The sequence below is a fragment of the Nocardia altamirensis NBRC 108246 genome (assembly GCF_001612685.1).
In the GTDB taxonomy this organism is placed as follows: domain Bacteria; phylum Actinomycetota; class Actinomycetes; order Mycobacteriales; family Mycobacteriaceae; genus Nocardia; species Nocardia altamirensis.
The window spans coordinates 206,667-225,914 of record NZ_BDAY01000010.1; the positions used below are offsets into that span (position 1 = coordinate 206,667).

Annotated in this window: 17 protein-coding genes; 13 read left to right on the forward strand and 4 right to left on the reverse strand. The window is 68.0% G+C overall.

Annotated elements, in window-relative coordinates; genetic code table 11:
* Positions 1-245 precede the first annotated feature (245 nt).
* The 4 genes from NA11_RS07190 to NA11_RS07205 are packed head-to-tail and all read left to right on the forward strand — an operon-like array spanning position 246 to position 4,016.
* Positions 246-1,547, forward strand: a complete 1,302-nt coding sequence (locus NA11_RS07190; RefSeq protein ID WP_084654258.1) for a class I SAM-dependent methyltransferase — start codon at positions 246-248, stop codon at positions 1,545-1,547.
* Entirely contained in the window at positions 1,544-2,320 is a 777-nt protein-coding gene (locus tag NA11_RS07195; RefSeq protein ID WP_069160961.1) for a sugar phosphate nucleotidyltransferase, read from the forward strand. The genes NA11_RS07190 and NA11_RS07195 overlap by 4 nt, the downstream gene beginning before the upstream one ends.
* The gene (locus NA11_RS07200) at positions 2,317-2,967 is read left to right on the forward strand and encodes a PIG-L deacetylase family protein (RefSeq protein WP_069161014.1); all 651 of its coding nucleotides are present in this window, start codon (positions 2,317-2,319) and stop codon (positions 2,965-2,967) included. The genes NA11_RS07195 and NA11_RS07200 overlap by 4 nt, the downstream gene beginning before the upstream one ends.
* A gap of 2 nt (positions 2,968-2,969) precedes the next feature.
* Complete coding sequence (locus tag NA11_RS07205) at positions 2,970-4,016, forward strand: NAD-dependent epimerase/dehydratase family protein (RefSeq protein WP_069160962.1); 1,047 nt, start codon at positions 2,970-2,972, stop codon at positions 4,014-4,016.
* A 4-nt stretch (positions 4,017-4,020) separates the two neighbouring features.
* Here the strand turns inward: NA11_RS07205 and NA11_RS07210 are convergent, their stop codons facing one another.
* The gene (locus tag NA11_RS07210; RefSeq protein ID WP_069160963.1) at positions 4,021-4,617 is read right to left on the reverse strand and encodes a dTDP-4-dehydrorhamnose 3,5-epimerase family protein; all 597 of its coding nucleotides are present in this window, start codon (positions 4,615-4,617) and stop codon (positions 4,021-4,023) included.
* 55 nt (positions 4,618-4,672) lie between these two features.
* On the opposite strand from NA11_RS07210, the gene NA11_RS07215 reads away from it, so the two are divergent.
* Together NA11_RS07215 and NA11_RS07220 are read left to right on the forward strand one after the other, a co-directional pair.
* Positions 4,673-5,785, forward strand: a complete 1,113-nt coding sequence (locus NA11_RS07215) for a class I SAM-dependent methyltransferase (RefSeq protein WP_069160964.1) — start codon at positions 4,673-4,675, stop codon at positions 5,783-5,785.
* A gap of 192 nt (positions 5,786-5,977) precedes the next feature.
* Entirely contained in the window at positions 5,978-6,619 is a 642-nt protein-coding gene (locus NA11_RS07220; protein ID WP_141717454.1) for an MspA family porin, read from the forward strand.
* Positions 6,620-6,662: 43 nt separating this feature from the next.
* Here NA11_RS07220 and NA11_RS07225 read toward each other — a convergent pair whose 3' ends face one another.
* The 3 genes from NA11_RS07225 to NA11_RS07235 all read right to left on the reverse strand — a co-directional run bounded on the left by NA11_RS07225 (position 6,663) and on the right by NA11_RS07235 (position 9,719).
* Positions 6,663-7,502: a glycosyltransferase family 2 protein gene (locus NA11_RS07225; RefSeq protein WP_069160966.1), complete on the reverse strand. Its 840-nt coding sequence runs from the start codon at positions 7,500-7,502 to the stop codon at positions 6,663-6,665.
* Positions 7,503-7,505: 3 nt separating this feature from the next.
* Positions 7,506-8,879, reverse strand: coding sequence for a polysaccharide pyruvyl transferase family protein (locus NA11_RS07230; protein WP_084654262.1), 1,374 nt, complete (start codon positions 8,877-8,879; stop codon positions 7,506-7,508).
* A gap of 171 nt (positions 8,880-9,050) precedes the next feature.
* Positions 9,051-9,719: a TetR/AcrR family transcriptional regulator gene (locus NA11_RS07235; RefSeq protein WP_069160967.1), complete on the reverse strand. Its 669-nt coding sequence runs from the start codon at positions 9,717-9,719 to the stop codon at positions 9,051-9,053.
* Positions 9,720-9,819: 100 nt separating this feature from the next.
* Between NA11_RS07235 and NA11_RS07240 the strand changes: the two genes are divergently transcribed.
* From NA11_RS07240 to NA11_RS07270, 7 genes are all read left to right on the forward strand, one after another.
* On the forward strand, positions 9,820-11,625 hold the full coding sequence (locus NA11_RS07240) for a hydroxysqualene dehydroxylase (protein WP_245745753.1): 1,806 nt from the start codon (positions 9,820-9,822) through the stop codon (positions 11,623-11,625).
* Between the two features lie 150 nt (positions 11,626-11,775).
* A complete protein-coding gene (locus tag NA11_RS07245; protein ID WP_069160968.1) occupies positions 11,776-12,858 on the forward strand; it encodes a glycosyltransferase family 4 protein in 1,083 nt (360 codons plus the stop codon).
* On the forward strand, positions 12,855-14,048 hold the full coding sequence (locus NA11_RS07250) for a glycosyltransferase (RefSeq protein ID WP_069160969.1): 1,194 nt from the start codon (positions 12,855-12,857) through the stop codon (positions 14,046-14,048). Before NA11_RS07245 ends, NA11_RS07250 begins: the two co-directional genes overlap by 4 nt.
* Positions 14,029-15,393 carry a lipopolysaccharide biosynthesis protein gene (locus NA11_RS07255; protein ID WP_084654263.1) on the forward strand — a complete coding sequence of 455 codons (1,365 nt, stop codon included), beginning with the start codon at positions 14,029-14,031 and terminating at the stop codon, positions 15,391-15,393. The genes NA11_RS07250 and NA11_RS07255 overlap by 20 nt, the downstream gene beginning before the upstream one ends.
* On the forward strand, positions 15,390-16,394 hold the full coding sequence (locus tag NA11_RS07260; protein ID WP_069160970.1) for a CgeB family protein: 1,005 nt from the start codon (positions 15,390-15,392) through the stop codon (positions 16,392-16,394). The genes NA11_RS07255 and NA11_RS07260 overlap by 4 nt, the downstream gene beginning before the upstream one ends.
* 9 nt (positions 16,395-16,403) lie before the next feature.
* Entirely contained in the window at positions 16,404-17,843 is a 1,440-nt protein-coding gene (locus NA11_RS07265; RefSeq protein ID WP_069160971.1) for a hypothetical protein, read from the forward strand.
* Entirely contained in the window at positions 17,834-19,120 is a 1,287-nt protein-coding gene (locus NA11_RS07270; RefSeq protein WP_069160972.1) for a Wzz/FepE/Etk N-terminal domain-containing protein, read from the forward strand. Before NA11_RS07265 ends, NA11_RS07270 begins: the two co-directional genes overlap by 10 nt.
* The last annotated feature ends 128 nt before the right edge of the window (positions 19,121-19,248 follow it).

Consider the following 19,248-nt stretch of genomic DNA (forward strand, 5'->3'; position numbering starts at 1 on the left):
GTCGCGAACCCCGGCTACTCCCAGGCGAATTCGTCCTATGAGATCGAATCCACCAACTGCCCCGTTAGCCACCCGGACGCCAGCCCTCCGAGACGGTTGAAAAGTATCGGAAATTACTTCCTGCCCAGTCGATTTCACCAACGCCACGCGGGACTTTCGTTGTAACGTCTCACTGGATCGGGTCGACGTCAGGGGTGCGCCGGCAGTGTGCCGGCCATTCGACTCACGACAGAAGGTGGGCTTTCGTGCGATGTCGCCTGTGTGATTCCGAGCGTTTGACGAGCGTGCTCGATCTGGGAGCAACGCCGCCGTGCGAGAAGTTTCTCGCGCAGGACGAGCTCGACCTTGCCGAGGCAACCTATCCGCTGCATCTTCGACTCTGCGCGGACTGCCTGCTGTTGCAGATTCCCGCATTGATCACTCCGGCAGAAACTTTCACCGAATACGCTTATTTCTCGTCTTATTCCGACAGTTGGGTGCGGCACGCGAAAACTTTTGTCGCACAGGCCATCGAACGACTGAAGCTAGGCGCGGACTCCTTCGTCGTCGAGGTGGCGAGCAACGACGGCTACCTGCTGCGGCACGTGGTGGCCGCGGGCATCGACTGCCTCGGCATCGAGCCGTCGGTGAACGTCGGCGACGCCGCACGCGCCGCCGGGGTACCCACCGAAACCGCCTTCCTCGACGAGGACACCGCCGCGAAGGTCCGCAGCGCACACCGGCCCGCGGATCTGGTGGTGGCCAACAACGTCTACGCCCACGTTCCCGACCTGCGCGGCTTCACCCGATCGCTGCGCGCGCTGCTCGCCGACGACGGCTGGCTGTCCATCGAGGTGCACCACGCGCTGAACCTGTTGCGCCTCGGGCAGTTCGACACCATCTACCACGAGCACTTCCAGTACTACACCGTGCACTCCGCGCAGCGGGCACTGGCGACCGCTGGTCTGTCGGTGGTCGATGTCGAGCTGCTCGACACCCACGGCGGCTCGCTCCGACTCTGGGCCAGGCCCGAGGAGGTCGGCGCGACGCCGAGCGACCGCGTCGCCGACGTGCTTCGCCTGGAACAAGACGCGGGCCTGCATCAAGAGGCCGGCTACACCCAGCTGCGCCCACGGACCGAAGCGGTCCGCCACGACCTGCTGCGCTTCCTGCTCGACCAGCGCGCCGCAGGCAAGCGAGTGGTCGGCTACGGCGCACCGGGCAAGGGCAACACCCTGCTCAACTATTGCGGCATCCGCACCGACCTGCTCGAGTACACCGTCGACCGCAACCCGTACAAGCACGGTCGCTACACGCCCGGCACCAGGATCCCGATCCATCCGCCCGAGCGCATCGACCAGGACCGACCGGATGTCGTCCTGGTGCTGCCATGGAATCTCGAAGCCGAGATCACCGCGCAGCTGAGCCACATCGGCACGTGGGGCGCCGAACTGGTTTACCCACTACCCACACTGCATCGCGCCGATCTCACATCGGCCGAACCCACCGGTCACAACGGAGTGAACACCACACACAACTCGGAAATGACAGGGAGGGGAGTGCGATGAAGGTTGTGCTTTTCTGTGGCGGCTACGGCATGCGGATGCGCGATGGCACCGACGACATGATCCCGAAGCCCATGCAGCTGGTCGGTCCGCGACCGCTGCTCTGGCACGTGATGCGCTACTACGCGCACTACGGCCACAAGGAGTTCATCCTGTGCCTCGGCTACGGGGGCCTGCACATCAAGAACTTCTTCCTGAGCTACGAGGAGTCGGTGTCGAACGACTTCGTCATCCGCGACGGCCAGGTGGAGATGCTGAGCTCCGATATCAGCGACTGGAAGATCACCTTCGTCGACACCGGACTGGAATCCGCCATCGGCGAGCGCTTGCGCCGGGTGCGCGAGTACATCGCCGACGACGAGTGCTTCCTGGCGAACTACGCCGACGTGCTCACCGACGCGCCCTTGGACGACATGATCGACAAGTTCACCGCGTCCGGTGCCGCGGCCTCGATGATGGTGGTGCCGCCGCAGTCGTCGTTCCATTGCGTCGATATGAAGCCGACCGGCGAGGTCAAGGAGATCATGCCGGTCTCGCGGATGCCGCTGTGGGAGAACGGCGGCTACTTCGTGCTCAACAAGGAGATCTTCGATCTGCTGCCGCCGGGAGGCGACCTGGTCGCCGACGCGTGCGGTGCACTCGCCGGACAAGGCAGGCTGTTCGGGTACCAGCACCTCGGGTTCTGGAAGCCCGCGGACACCTTCAAGGAACGCGCCGAACTCGATGCGGGCTACCGCTCCGGCGCCAGGCCATGGATGGTCTGGGAGCACGCGTGATCCCACTCCGCGCCGGGACGGTGGCCGAGGTCGCCGTCCTCGGCGCACACTGCGACGACATCGCAATCGGCATGGGCGCAACGCTTTTGACGCTAGCCAGGGCCCACCCCGGCCTACAGGTGCGCGCGCTGGTGCTGTCCGGCGCAGGCACCGAGCGCGCCGACGAAGAACGGCGCGCGCTCGACGCGTTCTGCCCCGGCGCCGAGCTCGACCTCACCATCCTCGACCTACCGGACGGCAGGGCCCCGGCGCACTGGGACCGAATCAAGAACGCGCTGGCGGCATTTCGCGCAAGCACCCGACCCGACCTGGTTTTCGCGCCGCAGCGCGGCGATGCCCACCAGGACCACCGGGTGCTCGCCGAACTGGTGCCGACCGAGTTCAGGGACCACCTGGTCCTCGGCTTCGAGATCCTCAAATGGGAGGCCGACACCCCGGCGCCCACCGTGTTCCACCCACTCACTCCGGAGCTCGCCACGGAGAAAGCTCAGCTGCTGCTGAAGCACTATCCGTCGCAGGCGCACCGGGATTGGTTCGACGAGCAGGCGTTCACCGCGCTCACCCGGATGCGCGGCGTGCAATGCCACGCCGCGCACGCCGAGGCGTTCGTGCTCGACAAGGCTGTTATCGATTTCGGAGGTTCGTAGCAATGCGGGTACTGCTCACCGGACACCAGGGGTATCTCGGCACCGTCATGGCGCCCGTGCTCCAAGCCAACGGGCACGAGGTGGTCGGCTTGGACGCTGGCTTCTTCGCCGACTGCGTGCTCGGCGAACTGCCCGGCGATCCACCAGGACTCGCGGTCGACCTGCGCGACGTGACCGTCGACCAGCTGCGCGGTTTCGACGCGGTGATCCATCTGGCCGCGCTGTCCAACGATCCGCTCGGCGCGCTGGCACCCGAGATCACCTACGCGATCAACCATCACGCGTCGGTCCGGCTCGCCACGCTCGCGAAGGAGGCGGGCGTCCGGCGCTTCCTGTATGCCTCCACCTGCTCGGTCTACGGGGCGGCGGGCACCGAGCTGGTCACCGAGGACGCGCCGCTACGGCCGCTCACGCCGTACGCGGAGAGCAAGGTGCGAGTCGAAGACGACGTCGCCGCACTCGCCGACTCCGGCTTCTCCCCGGTATTCCTGCGCAACGCAACAGCATTCGGGTTCTCGGCGCGGTTGCGTGCGGACATCGTGCTGAACAACCTGGTCGGCTACGCCACGTTGACCGGCGAGGTCAAGGTGCTGTCCGACGGGACACCGTGGCGGCCGCTGGTGCATGCCCGCGATATCGCATGGGCCTTCGCCAACTGCCTCACCGCGGCGCCTGCCGCAATTCACAGCCGCGCCTTCAACATCGGCACCGAGGCGAACAACCTCACCGTCGCCGACATCGCCCGCGCGGTGGTCGAGGCGGTGCCCGGTTCCCGCTTGCACATCACCGGCGAGAGCGGCGCCGATCCACGCTCCTACCGCGTCGACTTCTCGGCAGCGCGGCGGGCCATCGGCTTCCGCGCCCTGTGGACCGTGCAGGCGGGTGCGGACGAACTGTTCCAGGAGTACACCGCGCGCGGACTCACCTACGACGACTTCTTCCAGAAGTTCACCCGGCTGCCGCACCTGGAAAGGTTGCGCGACAGCGGGGTTCTCGATGCATCGATGCGCCGGGTCGCGAGCGGTACCGCCCATGTCTCGGCGACATAGCGCCTCAGCCGAGCGAATCCGCGCCGCGCACCTCAGGCGCCGGATCTCTGCCCAACGCCGCGAGCAGCTCTTGCCAGCTGCCCGCGGCGGCGTCGCGTTCGGACACCACGGTGACCGGCAGCGGCCATGCGATGGCCAGCTCGGCGTCGTCGTAGGCGACACCGATGTCCTCGGTCGGGTCGTGCGGACGATCGATGCGGTAGCAGACGTCCGCGGTGGCGGTGAGTGCCTGAAAACCGTGCAGGAACCCCGGCGGCACGTACAGGTGCCGGAAGGTCTCGTCGTCGAGCCGGAACGCCTGCTGGTGACCGAATGTCGGGGATTCGGGCCGGATGTCGACCAGCACGTCGTGCACCGCACCGTTGGCGCAGCGCACCAGCTTCGCCTCGCCGCGTCCGACTCGGCCGTGCATGCCGCGGATCACGCCACGCGCGGAACGGGATTGGGAATCCTGCTGGAAGGCGGCGGCCGCGCCCGGCGTGCCGAGGTGGGCGTCGAACTCCCCCGCGTCGAAGGTTCTGGTGAACAGGCCGCGCGCGTCCCGGAACGGATCCGGTACCAGCACAAGGACATCGGCGAACTCGGTGGGCTCGATGCGCATGCCGCCATGGTGCCATGTCCGCCGGTGGTCGCGGCAGTAGACGGAAGGCAACGACATGGTTGTCCTGCCTAGCGGGCGGCGCTGCCGTGGCTGCGGCGGCACCGAACTCAGTCCCGTGCTCGATCTCGGCACCGTCCCGGCCGCCGACTACTTTCCGCACGCCGACACCCCGGTCGGTCTCGCCGAGTCCGCGCATCCCCTGCGCATGGATCTGTGCGGCCGCTGCGGTCTGGCCCAGCTGGCCGAGGACGACACCCGCACCGAGGAACCGCGCGGCATCGAACCGGAGGCCTTGCGGGTGCAGGCCGCCGAGGCGGTCGGCGTGGTCGCGAAGGCCGGGCTGCTGCGCGGAAAGACCGTGCGCGAGTTCGGCAGCCCGCACGGCGGCACCTGGCTGCCACTGCTGACCGACCGCGGCTTCGCCGCCACCGACGGGCGCGCCGATATCGTCCTCGACTGCTTCGGCGTCATGCACGAACCGGATCAGCGGGCGGCCTTCGCCGAACGGGCGGCCGCCACCGCGCCGAACGGGTTGCTGTTGATCCAGTTCCATTCGCTGGCCACGATTGTCGCGTCTGGACAGTGGAATGCGTTGCGGCACGGGCATTTCGCCTACTACTCGCTGGCCGCGCTCGGCAGGCTGCTCGCCACGGCGGGGATGAGCATCACCACCGCATGGCGGTTCGATCTGTACGGCGGGACCGTCCTCGTCGCCGCCAGGCACGGCACCCATCTCGCCGATGCCGCGATCCGCGAAATCCGCACGCGCGAAGCCGAATACCTCGGCCTCACCGCGGTGCGGCAACTCCAGCAGGCGGCCGACACGCACGCCGAGGCTTTGCGTCACTGGCTCACCAGGCATGCGGCACAAGGTGATCGGGTCTATGCGTACGGCGCTGCCTCACGTGCGGTCGCACTGTTCAGTCTCGCCGGCGTGCACCGCGGGCTCATCACCGCCGTCGCCGACGCGTCGCCCGCCAAACAGGGCCGCCGGATGCCCGGCACCGATGTGCCGATCATCGCGCCCGACGAACTCCTCACTGCCCGACCGGATCTCGTCCTGCTGACGCTGCCCGACCTACTACCCGAGCTTCGTACCCGCTATCCCGAGCTCGACGGCTGCTGGATCGTCGACGACCCGGCGACCGCGACCATGAAGGGAGGATGATGTGCCTATCGAACCCGTTGTGCCGCACTGGGTTCGACCAACACAGCGCACTTCGCTTCACCTGACATGATCGACATACCGAACACCTGATTACCTCAGATGAGGAGTACTCCTCGCCCCCGCGCGCTCCCGGGGGCGGGGCGCCGAGCGATCCACGCGCCCGGCCGGGTGTGTACCAGAGGGGATTATCTGATGAGGGACTTCACGCAGCAGTGCGGCCGAGGCATGCGCCTCTTCGCGATCGCCACGGTGGTGGCATCCGGGCTCGCGTTGGGCACCACCGGCACCGCGACCGCAGTCGTCGACAGCAGCAGCAACATCATCGATCAGAAGAATCGCTCGATCGAGGCGACCCAATCCGACACGCGCATCGACTTCGTGCCGCCGCTGGACGGAAATCCGTTGACCCGCGAGTGGTTTCACCAGGGCGAGGCCTCGTTCAAGGTCGCAGGACCGAACGCCGAGGACTGGCGCGGGCACATCACCATCGGCTACCAGGTCGGCTATCCGGCGAGCCTCACCGGGCGGTTGAAGTTCGGGTATTCGACACCGGACCTCGGGGTCGATCTCGGCGGCGACCCTGGCGCCCTCCTCAAGCTCAACGGCCTGCTCCCCCGGGCGGGCATCGAGATCGAGGTCGGCTTCGGTCCTGGCATCCAAACGGTGGAGTGCGCGGGTGGCGACATCTCCGGCGCCGAGGGCTTCATCCGGATGTCCGGCTTCCACGGCACCGTCACCGGCGTCGTCGGGCAGACGACCATCCGGCCGTTCGTGAAGGTCGTCAGTGCCAGCGGCGACTACGTGATCACCTACGGGCGGCTCTGGACGATCTGAGCACCGTCGGCGTGGCGCCGTGCTTCGGCGCCACGCCGGTCGCTCAGACCAGCAGATCCGGCCGATTCCGCACGGTGGCCACCGTGCGCACCCGCAGGCGGTGCAGCGCCGCCTTGGCCAGCCGGGTGTCGCCCGCCAGCACGTCGCCTCGGCTCACCAGGTCCGGGTAGTCGCCCGCGATCCGGTGATGGAAGCGATACATGTCGGTCAGCTTGCTCACCGTCGAGGTGCGACTGCACAGGTTGAACGACGAATTGCGCCAGGCGGCAAGAATATCCGACATCCCGAAGAAAACGCCGAAGGACGAGACCCTGGCGAACAGGTCGACATCCATCGGGAAGACCAGGTCGCCGCGCAGCCCACCGACGCTGTCGAAGTGCTTCCGGTAGAACATCGCGGCCGCGGTTGGCCCGAAATCGGCGGGCCCGCGCCGCACGATCACCCTGGCCAGTGCGCGTGCGGTCTGCCTGCCGAGCAGGCCCTCCAGGCCGAGTCCCGTCTCCAGCACCTCGCCGGCCTCGTCGATCACCTCGAACCGGCTCGACGAGATCGCGATCGTCGGGTCATCGACCATCACCGCGAGCTGCGCGGCCAGGGCGCCAGGCCGGAGCACGTCGTCGGCGCACACTACCTTCACCAGGTCGCCGGTCGATGCGCCGATCGCCTTATTCCAGTTGTCGCCGATCGGCAGCACGGTGTCGTTGCGTAGCACGCGCATTCGGCGGTCATCGAACGCGCGCGCGATGTCGCCGGTGCCGTCGGTACTGGCGTTGTCGAGGATGACGAGTTCGAAATCCACGTCTTGGCCGAGCACCGATTCCAGCGTCTTGGCGAGCGTGCGGGCCGAGTTGTAGGCGGGCACGCACACCGACAAAGAGACCATGACTCATTTCCCTCTCGTGTGACCCGGTCGCACCGGGCCGCTGTCCACCAGCCGGAAGACCCGTTCGAGTCCGGCCCTGCTGGCGTCGATCTGTTCGACCGCCTTGCGCTGCAACGCATCCCGCACCGCGGCGGCCTCATCCCATGACTGCTGCACGGCCTCGGTGAGTGCCGTTTCCAGCTCGGGGTCGTTGAGGTGGACGATGCGCAGTCCGGTGCCGAACATCTGGGCCAGCCCGTGGAACTTGTCGTCGTAGTACTCCGATGCGGTGATGCCGACGGCCGGAATCCCTTGGGACAGTGCGAACACCGCGAGATGGTAGGCGCTCGTGACCAACACCCGGCAGCGCGCGACCTGCCTGGCGACATCGCCGGGTGTGCCGCCGCGACCGACCGCGGGGCGTGCCTCGACCGCCCCCGCGAGCAGCGGCAGCGTGGAAAGCCGGTCCTCGGAAGCATATTCGGAGATGATCAGCGGCTGCACACCGGCGCCGAGCCGGCCTGCACTCGAACGGACCACCCGGCCCAACGTCTGCTGTGCCGCCGCGCTGACCCGGGAATAGTCGGCCACCCGAAGGCACAGCCCGATGTCCTCGCCGATCCGCGGCTGGCGGTGCCGGTACCCGAACTCCACGGCGTCGTCTCCGGTGACCAGCACCCGCTCGGGTGCGACGCCCATCCGGGACAACAGTTCCGGGCCGCGCCTGCCTTCCCGCAACGCGACGAAGTCGACGCCGGGCAGCACCTCGGTGGCGCGCCGCCACAGGCCGGGATCGTGCAGCGGACCAAGTCCCTGTCCGACCAGCGCCGTCGGAATCCCTTGCGCGCCTGCGTATTCGAGCAGGTTCAGCGTCCGATGCGCTTGATACCGGTCGACGTCGGTCAGGTAGCCGCCGCCGAGCGCGAGCACCAAGGACGCCTGTTCCACCGCAGCCGGGATCTCCACCGGGAACTCGTCGTCCGCAACCGCGTATCCGGCGCTCACGTTATCGCCGGGCCGGCGCTTGGCGGCCGCCCGCAGCGCTCGCAGCCGGTCCTTCGGCCCGTCGGTGACCGCGCGCCAGCGCAGTGCCGCCGGACCGACCAGCATCGTTGCGGCCGTGCGCGTCACCTGCCCGTGCCAGCCGTCCGGACCCCAGTTCCAGTCGGGTCCGCACAGCGGCTCCGCCTCGGGCAGCAGCGCCCGCAGTATTCCCGGCTGGTGCGTGAGCACCCCGATCCGCGCCCGCGGCCAGCGGGCCCGTAGCCGTTCGACCGTCGTGGTCATCATCGCGATATCGCCGCGATTGCGCAGCCAATATTCGCCGTTCTCGACCAGCACGCGGATCTCGCCCTCGGCGATATCGGCTCGCTCGGCCTCGGAACCTATGGTCCCCACTGCTTGTCCTCCCGCCAGTCCCCCGCGGGTCGTACCGTGCCGAGCACGAACTCCTTCTGAAATCTACCCCACGCTATGCATCGCGGCTACCGGTCGGAGAGTTACCGGCAACCGAGTCCGTTGCGCGCGAATAATATTCGAGCCGACCGGCTTGTTTGTTAGCTGCCGGTCTTATCTGTCCGGTGCCTTGGTGATCCGCCCGGCGTGGAGCGCGCCGAGCGACGCACCGGCGTATGCCGTGCAGTAGTCGACCAAATCAGCCATCGGCACGTCCAGGCGCCCGCTCTGCTTCTCCACCAGGACGCGCTCGAGCATGCCGACCACCGACAGCGCGTAGATATCCACCAGTTCGCTGGGCGGCCGTTCCTGCGGGCGCGCCGCGGTGGCGGTCTCGGCGACCAGTCGGGCGAACCGCCACAATGCCTCTCGCATCCGTTGCTCGGCGCCTGCCGCCGCGGGTTCGACGAATATAATGCGGAGTTTGCGCGAATCTTCGCCCAGTGCCGTGAGAAAGGTGCCGATGCCCGCCCGCAACTTGCGGGTTCCGGTGGCGCACACCGCATCGACCGCGACGGCGACCGCCGCGAACAGCTCGTCGATGACACCGTCGAACACGGCGGCGAACAATGCTGCTGTGCCGCCGAAGGATTCGTAGAAGTACCGGTCGGTGAGCCCCGCGGCCCGGCACAGGTCCTTCACCCCGGTCGCCGGGTACCCCTTGGTCCCGAACAGTTCGAGGCCGGCATCGAGCAGCTTGGCGCGCCGTGCCGCGATCCGGTCCGCCGCGCCGACGCCGCCGTAGGACCGCACCGGTCGGGGCTGTTTGGCGGTGCCGCTCATCGCGATTCCGTGCTCGTCATCGTCGCATTGTCTCCCATCGCGCGGCGCGGTCTGCTAAATATGACGATCAGGATAGTCAGAATTGGAACGGAGTTGCGCAGTGACAGCTCGCTTTCGAAACAGCGCGGTCACCAGGCGAACGGTGCTGCGTGGCGCGGCAGGCCTGGCCGGAGCGGCCGGGTTGGCTGCCACCGCGGCACCGGCGGGAGCACAGGACACCCGCAGGCGAAACGGCCCGGCGCGCAACACCGTCGCGGTGCTCGGCGCAGGCATCGGCGGGCTCACCGCGGCACACGAGCTGGCCGAACGCGGGTTCGAGGTGACCGTCTTCGATCGCAAGGAACTCGGCGGCAAATCCCGCACCATCCCGCTGCCAGGCACCGGGATCGACGGTCGCGCACCGCTGCCCGGCGAGCACGGCGCTCGCGGCTTCACCTCGTTCTATCACCACGTGCACGACACCATGCGCCGCATTCCGCTGCCCGGCACCCGGAACACCGTGTACGACAACCTGCTTCCGTTCTCGGTGCACGATCCGCGCTATCCGCGCGCCGGAAACCTGCCGGACGGTTTCCCGCTCATGTTCGGGTTCTACTTCGACCCGAAGCAGGCGCTGACACCGGAAGGACTGCAGCGCATCCTGATCGAGGTCTTCCTGAAGAACAACCTCGTCCCGCTCCCCGAGGCGATCCACATGGCAGGCCGGGTCGTCACCTACCTCACCTCCAGCGAGGAACGCCGATTCGGGCAGTGGGAGCACGTCAGCTGGTGGGACTTCGTCGGCGCCGCGCACCGGTCGGCGCAGTTCCAAGCCCTCGCCGCAACGGGTTTGACGCGGGCGCTGGTCGCCGCCAAGGAGTACGTCGCAAGCACCCGGACGATGGGCAACATGATGGAGGGCTTCTTCCTGGCGCTGCTCCAGGAGCTCGCCGGTGGCCCGAAGGTCTACGAGGTGCTCAACGGGCCGACCAACGAGGCCTGGCTCGATCCGTGGATCTCGATGCTGAGCGAGATGGGGGTGCGGTTCCGGCCCGGCCACGCGCTCGACGGATTCGCGGTGACCGGTGACCGGATCGACGGCGCCCGGATCCGAAAGCCTGGTGGCGGCACCGAACTACACCGTGCCGACTGGTATGTCTGTGCCGTGCCGACGGATCGCGCGCGCAGGCTCTGGTCCCCCGAAATCCGTGCGCTCGACCCGGATCTGGCCCGCATGGACGCGCTCGACCTCGACTGGATGAACGGCATGCAGATGTTCGTCACCGAGAAGCTCGAACTCGGTGCGGGATACAACATCTACCTCGACGCACCGTGGCGGCTGACCTCGTACTCGCAGCGCGCGTTCTGGAATGTCGACTATGCGGCGAAGTACGGCGACGGCACCATCGTCGACGGCCTCACCATCGACATCGCCGACTGGGACACCCCCGGCATCCTGTTCGGCAAGACGGCCAAACACTGCACCCGCGACGAGATCTACCAGGAGACCTGGGCCCAGCTCACCGCCGCGCTCAACGACGACGGCCGAATCCAGCTGAAGGACGGGATCGTCCGCGACTGGCTGCTCGATCCAGGTATCAGCTGGCACGACGGGGAAAACCAGAACGATGAACCGTTGCTGGTCAACACGATCGGATCGTGGGCGGCTCGACCCACCTCGCACACCAGGATTCCCAACCTCTTCCTCGCCGCCGACTACGTCAAGACCAACTTCGACCTGGCCACCATGGAGGGCGCCAACGAGGCGGGCCGCACCGCCGTCAACGCGCTGCTCGACGCCGCCGGCTCCCCCGCCGCCCGCGCCCAACTGTTCACCCGCGACGCGATTCCCGGGTTCCAACCACTGCGCGACATGGATGCCGCGCGGTACCGCGCCGGGCAGCCGAATCTGTTCGATATCGGGTGACTGGGCAGTAGCTCGTTCACTCCCCGGCCAGAACGCCACCGGTCCCCTAGAATTTTGCGGGAGAGGCGAGTTCACCGTCCGTGACTCGTCCCGCCACACCGCCAGTAGGGGGCATGGGTGACGGGAGGTACCGATATCATCCGGGTGCACATGACCGGGTCCGAATGGTTCGCGGCCGCGCCGGGTGGACTCAATCGGTACTTCACCGAATTGGTCACCGCGCTGGCGAGGCAGCCGGGGATCGACGTGTCCGCCGCCGCGTTCGGCGCCACGGGGTCGGCACCGTTCGGCGCCCGATCTTGGGGTGGCACAGGCGGATCCACGATCCGGCGGGCTCGCACCGCGTTCCTCGATCGCGGCGACTTGCGTCGCGATGCCACCGCCGCCACGGTGCTCGACCGCCACTTCTGCCTCTACGGACCCGCCGCCGTCGACCGGAACGGCAAGCTTCCGCTCGTCGTCCACTTCCACGGTCCGTGGGCCGCCGAGAGCAGGATGTCCGGCCAGAACGCGCTCGCGGCACGGGCGAAGTATCTGATCGAACGTGCCCGCTATCGTGGCGCGGACCGATTCGTGGTGCTGTCCAACCACTTTCGCGATGTCCTGCACACCGACTATCGCGTTCCGCTCGATCGGATCGCGGTCATCGCGCCCGGCGTCGATCTGAATCGCTTCCACTCCACCCCGATTCGGCCCGCGACCAGCACCCGCACCGTATTGTGTGTGCGCAGGCTCGAACGCCGGATGGGCATCGATACTTTGCTTCGCGCGTGGCCCGCCGTGCTGGCCGAGCATCCGGACGCCAGGCTGGTGGTGGTCGGCACCGGGACTGCGGAATCCGAATTACGGTCCATGGCAACAGCTCTCGGTGATACTGTCGCCTTCGCCGGACACGTGGACGACCAACAACTCACCGAACTCTACGAACAGGCGGAGCTGACCGTAGTGCCGACCACCGCCCTCGAAGGATTCGGACTGATCGCCCTCGAGTCGCTCGCGGCCGGTCGGGCGCCCATCGTCACCGATTGCGGAGGGTTACCCGATTCCGTTCGCGGACTCGACGCTTCGCTCATCGTGCCCAAGAGCGACGCCGACACGCTCGGCGCTCGCCTCGCCGCCGCACTGCACGGAAAGCTCCCCACCCCCGAACAATGCCGGGCGCACGCCGAGACCTTCTCGTGGGATGTCACAGCCGAACGCCATCTCGCGATGTACCGGGCGATCAGCTCATGACAACAGCCGTCTTCCTCGCGCACACCGCGGCGCCGTCCGGCGCCGAACTCGCCACGCTCCGATTGGTGTCGGCACTGCGCGACCAGGGGCGGCTCGACGTCGCCATGGTCTACACCGAGGACGGTCCGATGGTCGAACGCATGCGCGCCCGCGGCGTCGAAACCCGAGTGCTGCGTACGCGATTCGACAGCAGGTCGATGACCATCGCCTCCGGCCCGCTCGGCCTGGCGCGCGGGTTCCTGACGCTACTCAGGCACGGCTGGGCGCTCGGGGCGCTCACCACCGAACTCGGTGCGCGGGTGCTGGTGGCCGAGAGCAGCAAGGCGCTGGTGATGGGCGCGGTCGCCGCGCGCCGGGCCCGTGTTCCGCTGGTCTGGCAGGTGCACGACCGGATCGCCGCCGACTATTTCGGCAGGCTGCCCACCCTGGCGCTGCGGGTGCTCGGCAGGCTCGTCAGCCGTGGCTATCTCGCCAACAGCAGGGCGACCGCGGCCACCCTGCCGATCGGGCGCAGGCCAGCACTCGTCGCGTACCCGGGTATCGAGCTCGGCGCCGAGGTGCCGCGCGCCGACCAGCGGCCGCCCGCCGACACCGTGGTCACGGTCGTCGGCAGGCTCGCCCCGTGGAAGGGGCAGGACGTCCTGCTCCGTGCGGTGGCCGCGACGAAAACGCTTCCGCGCCATATATTTCTGGTCGGCGGTACCTTCTTCGACGAGGAGCCCTACCGCGCCGAGCTCGAAGCACTCGCGCGGGCGCTCGCGCTGCCCGTCACCTTCACCGGACACGTCGACGACCCCGGCCCTTATCTACGCGACGCCGACATCCTCGTGCACTGCTCGGTGCTGCCCGAACCTTTCGGACAGGTCGTGGTCGAGGGCATGCATGCGGGCTGCGCTGTGATCGCCTCCGGGCCAGGCGGTCCCACGGAAATCGTCGAGCCGGGCACGAACGGCCTGCTGGTCACCGGCGGCGACGAACAGCAACTCACCGCAGCGCTGGACACCCTCATCGCCGACCCGGCGCTGCGCACCCGCCTGGCCACCGCGGCGCGACGACGCGCCACCGACTTCGACATCACCGAGACGGCGCACACGGTGGCCGCATTCCTCGACACCATCGCACAACGCAACGACGCCGCGCGCACCTCACTTTTCCGGGAGAGAACCGCGTATGGCAGAGCACGCCCCTAACGGCCAGCACCCGTCAGGCGGCGCACATCGCCTGAAACCGGTGCGCCGCCGCCACGGATTCCTTTCGGTGATCCGCGATATCGGCTACGTCAGCTTCGGCAAGTACGGACAGTACGTCGTCACCATCGTGACCGTGCCGCTCATCGCCCGCGTGCTCGGCACGCACGGCCTCGGGCTGCTCGCGATCGGCATGTCGGCGTACTTCATCGGCTCGCTGCTCGTCGATCTCGGCATCACCTCGTATCTGGCCGCGCGCGTGCACGACGCGAACGCCGATGCCCTCGGTGACGACCGGTTCGGGCACGTCAACCAGTTGCGTGGCGACTATCTTGCGATCCGCGCGACCACCCTCGGCGTGCTCGGCGCGGCATTGGTGCTGAGCTATGCGCTCGGCGCGCCGGAGGCGCTGGAGATGATCCTCCTCGGGCTGTTCGCGGGCGGCTTCTGGTCGGTCTCGGAGGACTGGCTGCTCATCGGCCAGGGGCGCTTCGGCGCGTCGACGGCGTATCAGGCGGTCGGCCGGATCGGCTATCTGGTGCTGCTCGTCGTGGTGCTCCCCCGGATGCCGAACGCCCAGATCGCGCTGCTCTGCCTGTTGGTTTCCTCGGTGCCGACGGTCGCGTTGACCTGGTGGGATTCGTTGCGCACCTTCGGTCCGCCGGCCCGGCCGCGCCACGTGCGCACCATCTTGCGTACCGGCACACCGGTTTTCACCTCCCGCCTGCTGGTGACGACCTACGGACAGGGGGCGGCAGCGGTGTACGCCGCTGTGCTGGACGCGGTGTCACTCGGCCTCTACTCCGCGGGCGATCGCCTGGTACGCGCCATCCAATCCACCCTCGACCCCATCGGTTTCGCATTATTGCCCCGGATGGCACGCAAGAGTGGCGAAGACACTTTCTGGCGCCAGGCCATGCAGGCGATGCTCGCCTGCGTCTGCCTCGCGACGGTCGCGGCCGCCGCAGTGTGGCTGGCGGCGCCGCTGCTGATCCATCTGGTTTTCGGCCAGGACTTCACCGCGGCGATCGCGCTGCTGCGGGTCGAAACCTTCATCCTGCCCGCCACCGCGATCACCTCGTTCGTCACGACGGCGGTGCTTCCGGTGCGCCAGGACACCACCGGGGTGCTGATCGGCGCGGTGCTCGGCACCGGCGTCGCGGCCGTCGCGCTGGCCATCGCGTTTCGCACGCACTCGGTGTGGACGTTGATCTACGGCACCGTCGTCGTCGAATTCACCGTCGCCGCCTGGTATCTGCTGCGCATCCGGGCCTTGATCCGCCGTGAGCGCGTAACACCCGCGCTCGGGCCCGCGATTGTGCTGATGCGGGAGGAAGGCACGAAGTGAGGATCCTCTATCTCGGCGACGACTGGGTCGGCAGCAACGCGCACTCGCTCGCCGACGGCTTCCGGCAAGCAGGCCACGAGGTGGTCGTCCTCGATACCACACGAGTTACGTTGCCGCCCAGGCTTTCTCCGCCCTGGATGTATGCCAAGTTCGCCAAGCGCAGGGCGCCGTGGAACGTCGCGGCACTGCACGACGCCATCGAGCGCGCCGCCGCCGAATTCCGGCCGGAGCTGCTCTTCGTGTTCAAGGGCGTGCATCTCGATCAACGCAAGCTGCTCGACCTGCCCGCGGGCGTGCGGGTGCATTACAGCCCGGACGATGTCGCGAATCCCGCCAACATCAGCGCGGAATACCTTGCGCACGAACCGGAATGGGATCTCGTCGTCACCACCAAGCGACACAACGTCGCCGAGCTGCAGGCCCGTGGCGCCCGCGCGGTCACCTTCGTACGCAGCGCCTACGACCCGGCCTGGCATCATCCCACCGCGCGGCGTGGCACCAGGCAGTTCCTGGTCGGGTTCATCGGCGTGTGCCGCCCCGACCGCCGGGCCGAACTCGTCGGGCTCGCCCGCACCCACGGCTCCCGCATGCTGGTGCGCGGGCCAGGCTGGCGGCGTGTGCACGAATTGCGCAGCACCGGAGCACAAGTGGGCGGCGCGGTGTACGGCGAGCGGTACTCCGAGGTGGTCGCGAGCGTCACCGCCAACCTGGTGCTGCTCAACTCCGACAACCGCGACACGCACACCTGCCGTAGCTTCGAAGTGCCCGCTGCCGGTGGGCTTTTCGTCGGCGAGCGGACCGATGAGCACGCAGAGTTGTTGCAGGACAACAGCGAATGCTTCCTATTCGCGGACGCGGCCGAGCTGTCCGACATCCTCGACCGATGCGCCGCGCACCCGGACAAGGCGGCCGCGGTCGCCGCGGCAGGCCATCAGCGGATCGTCGCAGGCAAGCATCGTTACGTCGACCGAGCACGGGAGATCATCCATGCGATCAGCTGAGCTCGACTGATGGCCGCCACCACCGAGGTGCTGCTGATCGGCCTCGCGCTCGCCACGATCGTGGCCGCGGCCAGCACGATTCCCGGCGTCGTCCGGGTGTTCCTGATCGCGCAGGCGGCCTTCTGGTCACTGTCCTACCTGGCCCGGCCGATCGTGCTGCTGTGGGTGCAGCCGGAACCACACTTCGGCGACAACGTGCCCGATCCGCGCCTGGCCCAGTTCGGCTACGACCGCGGCATCGCGCTGGTCTTGGAGCACGTGGTCGTCGGGCTCTGGGTGTACGCGGGACTCGTTGTCGCCTATGCCTTCTGGATCCGCCGCCATCCACCCGCCGCGCAGCCCGCACTCACCAGCGACCCGAATTTCGTACCGACACTTGCGGCCATGTACGCCGTCGGGCTCCTCGGCCGCGCCGCGACGGTGGCCACCGGGGCCACCGGCGGCGCAGGCGATGTCGAAAGTGCCAATCCCATCCTGTCTTTCGTCGCCATCCTCGCAACCATCGCCGCACTCGGACTGATCATCTTCGTCCGGCCCGCGACTACCCGACTCACGGTGCTCATCATCGGCGGCCTGCTACTCGGCGAGCTCGCCTGGACCGCCGTCGTCCAATCGAAGACACCGATCATCGGCGCCGCACTCGCCATCGCGATCCGCTTCGCGATCCTCGGGTGGACAAAACGGAAGGCGGTATCCGTCGCCGCCATCGGCGTGCTCGGCGTCGCCGCATTCGGCTGGTTGCAGTCGCTCAAGCAGACCGAGTACGCGAAAGCCGAAGCTGCGGTGACTGATTCGGGGTATCCGCCGATCGTGCAGCCGTTCCTGAGCATCCTGCGGCGGTTCGATCTGCTCGAGGCAGCGACCGACGCCTACTATCACGGGCCCGGCTTCTGGCTCACCCCCGCCGAAGCGTTGCGGCACGCGATGCTGAGCCTGATCCCTGCACAACTCCTGGGCACCTCGAAGTTCCAGTCCGGCACCGCATGGGCACAAGACGTCCGCGGCGCCTCGGTGGACATGACGAAGGTGTCGGTGTCGCTGGCCGAGGGCAACCTCAACGAAGGCTATGTGGTCGGCGGCTACCCGGGTGTCGTCGTGTGCGCGTGCTTCACCTTTGTGCTGCTGCTCTTCTGGGCCAAAGCGCTGTACTCGCGCCTGTTCCCGGTCGCGGTGCTCGGGCTCGCGCTGACCGGCGCCTCGGCGCTGTTCGAACGCGGCATCCTCGGCTCGATGGAGAATCTCGGCAAGTTTCTCCAGGCCGCAGTTCTCGCCTGGCTCATCTCGCTGCTCGTGCGGGAGTACCGACGCCGCGCCGAACCGCGGTACGCACCTGCTCCGCCGCCCGCCGTTTCCCTGTCCCGGCCACCCCCTGGCCACCCTGTTCTCGTCGGGGCTGTCACCAGCCAGCAGGCTGTCATCACCGAAAAGAAAGCGTCCCCATGGGATTGATCGACTATTGGCATATCGCCCGCCGGCGCTGGGTCATCATCGCCGCCGTCCTAGTGGTCTTCCTCGCCGCAGCGGCAGGCTACGTCAGCACCCTTCCGACCACCTACGTCGCCTCGAGCAGCATGTACGTCTCGATGGCCACCGGAACCTCGGTCAACGACTCCTACCAGGGCGGGCTCGCCGCGCAGCAGCGCGTTCGCTCCTATCTCGACCTGGCCACCAGCACCACCGTCGCCAATCGGGTCATCGACGACCTCGGGCTGCGGATGTCGGTCAGCGAGGTACAGGGCAAGATCAAGGCCTTCTCACCGCCCGCCACCACCAACATCGTCATCACCGTGCAGTCGTCGACCGCCGAGGGCGCGCGCGACTTCGCCAACTCGGTCGTCGCCCAATTCCGCCGTCTCATCGACGAATTGGAGACCATCGTGCGCGATGCCGCGCCTGCCGCGCGGATCGTGGTGGTCGACCGCGCCGAGATACCGTCCGGGCCCGCGGGGCCGCAGACGAAACGCATCCTGGTGCTCGGGCTGCTCGCCGGGCTGGCGTTCGGCTGCGCGGCCGCGTTCGTCCGCGACCGCACCGACCGCACGCTACGCACGTCCAACCAGCTGGAGGCGATACTGCCCGTCCCCATCCTCGGCATCATCGATGCGGGACGCCCAGGTGCCCCCGACGAGACCCGCAGGCTGCGGACCAGGCTGCTACGCGACGGCGAGGCCACCAGTGTGCTCGTGGCCGGCTTCTCGCCCAGATCGGAACCGGAAGTCGCAGTGGCGCTGGCGAAGTCGTTCGCCGACACCGGAAGCAACGTGGTGCTCATCGACGCCGACACCACCGGCGACGGCAGCTCGTCCGCCGAGAGCGCGCCGAAGAGCCCTGGCCTCAGCGCGGTGCTGCAGGGCGACGTGCCGGTGCACGAGGCGCTCACCGGATGGCCGGAGGCCGGGTTCACCGTGCTGCCGCTCGGCCCTGCCGACGAACAGACCGCCGACCTGCTCGCCTCGGACCGGTTCGCGGCGGTGGTCGCGAAGCTGCGCACCGACTACGACCACGTCGTCATCGAGGTCGCCCCGGTGGCACACGCCGCCGACGCGCTTTCCGTCGCGCCGCTCTGCGAACAAACCATCGCCGTCGTCGCGCTCGGCGGCACCAGCGCCCCGCAATTGCGCGGTGCGCTGGCCACATTCGGGGACAACACGCTCACCGGCGCGGTAGCGTACAGCAAGCCGCCGGGCAACCGGTTGCAGCGACTTCGCGAGGGGCTGCGGCTATGAACGAGCGAACAAGGGGCGCAGCTGCGCCGTCGCTCGTGACGGAGTCGAGCGCTAGCGAGGCGCAGTTATGAGCGAGCGTAGCGAGCGAACAATGGGCACAGCCGAGCTGTTGCTCGAGACGGGGCCGA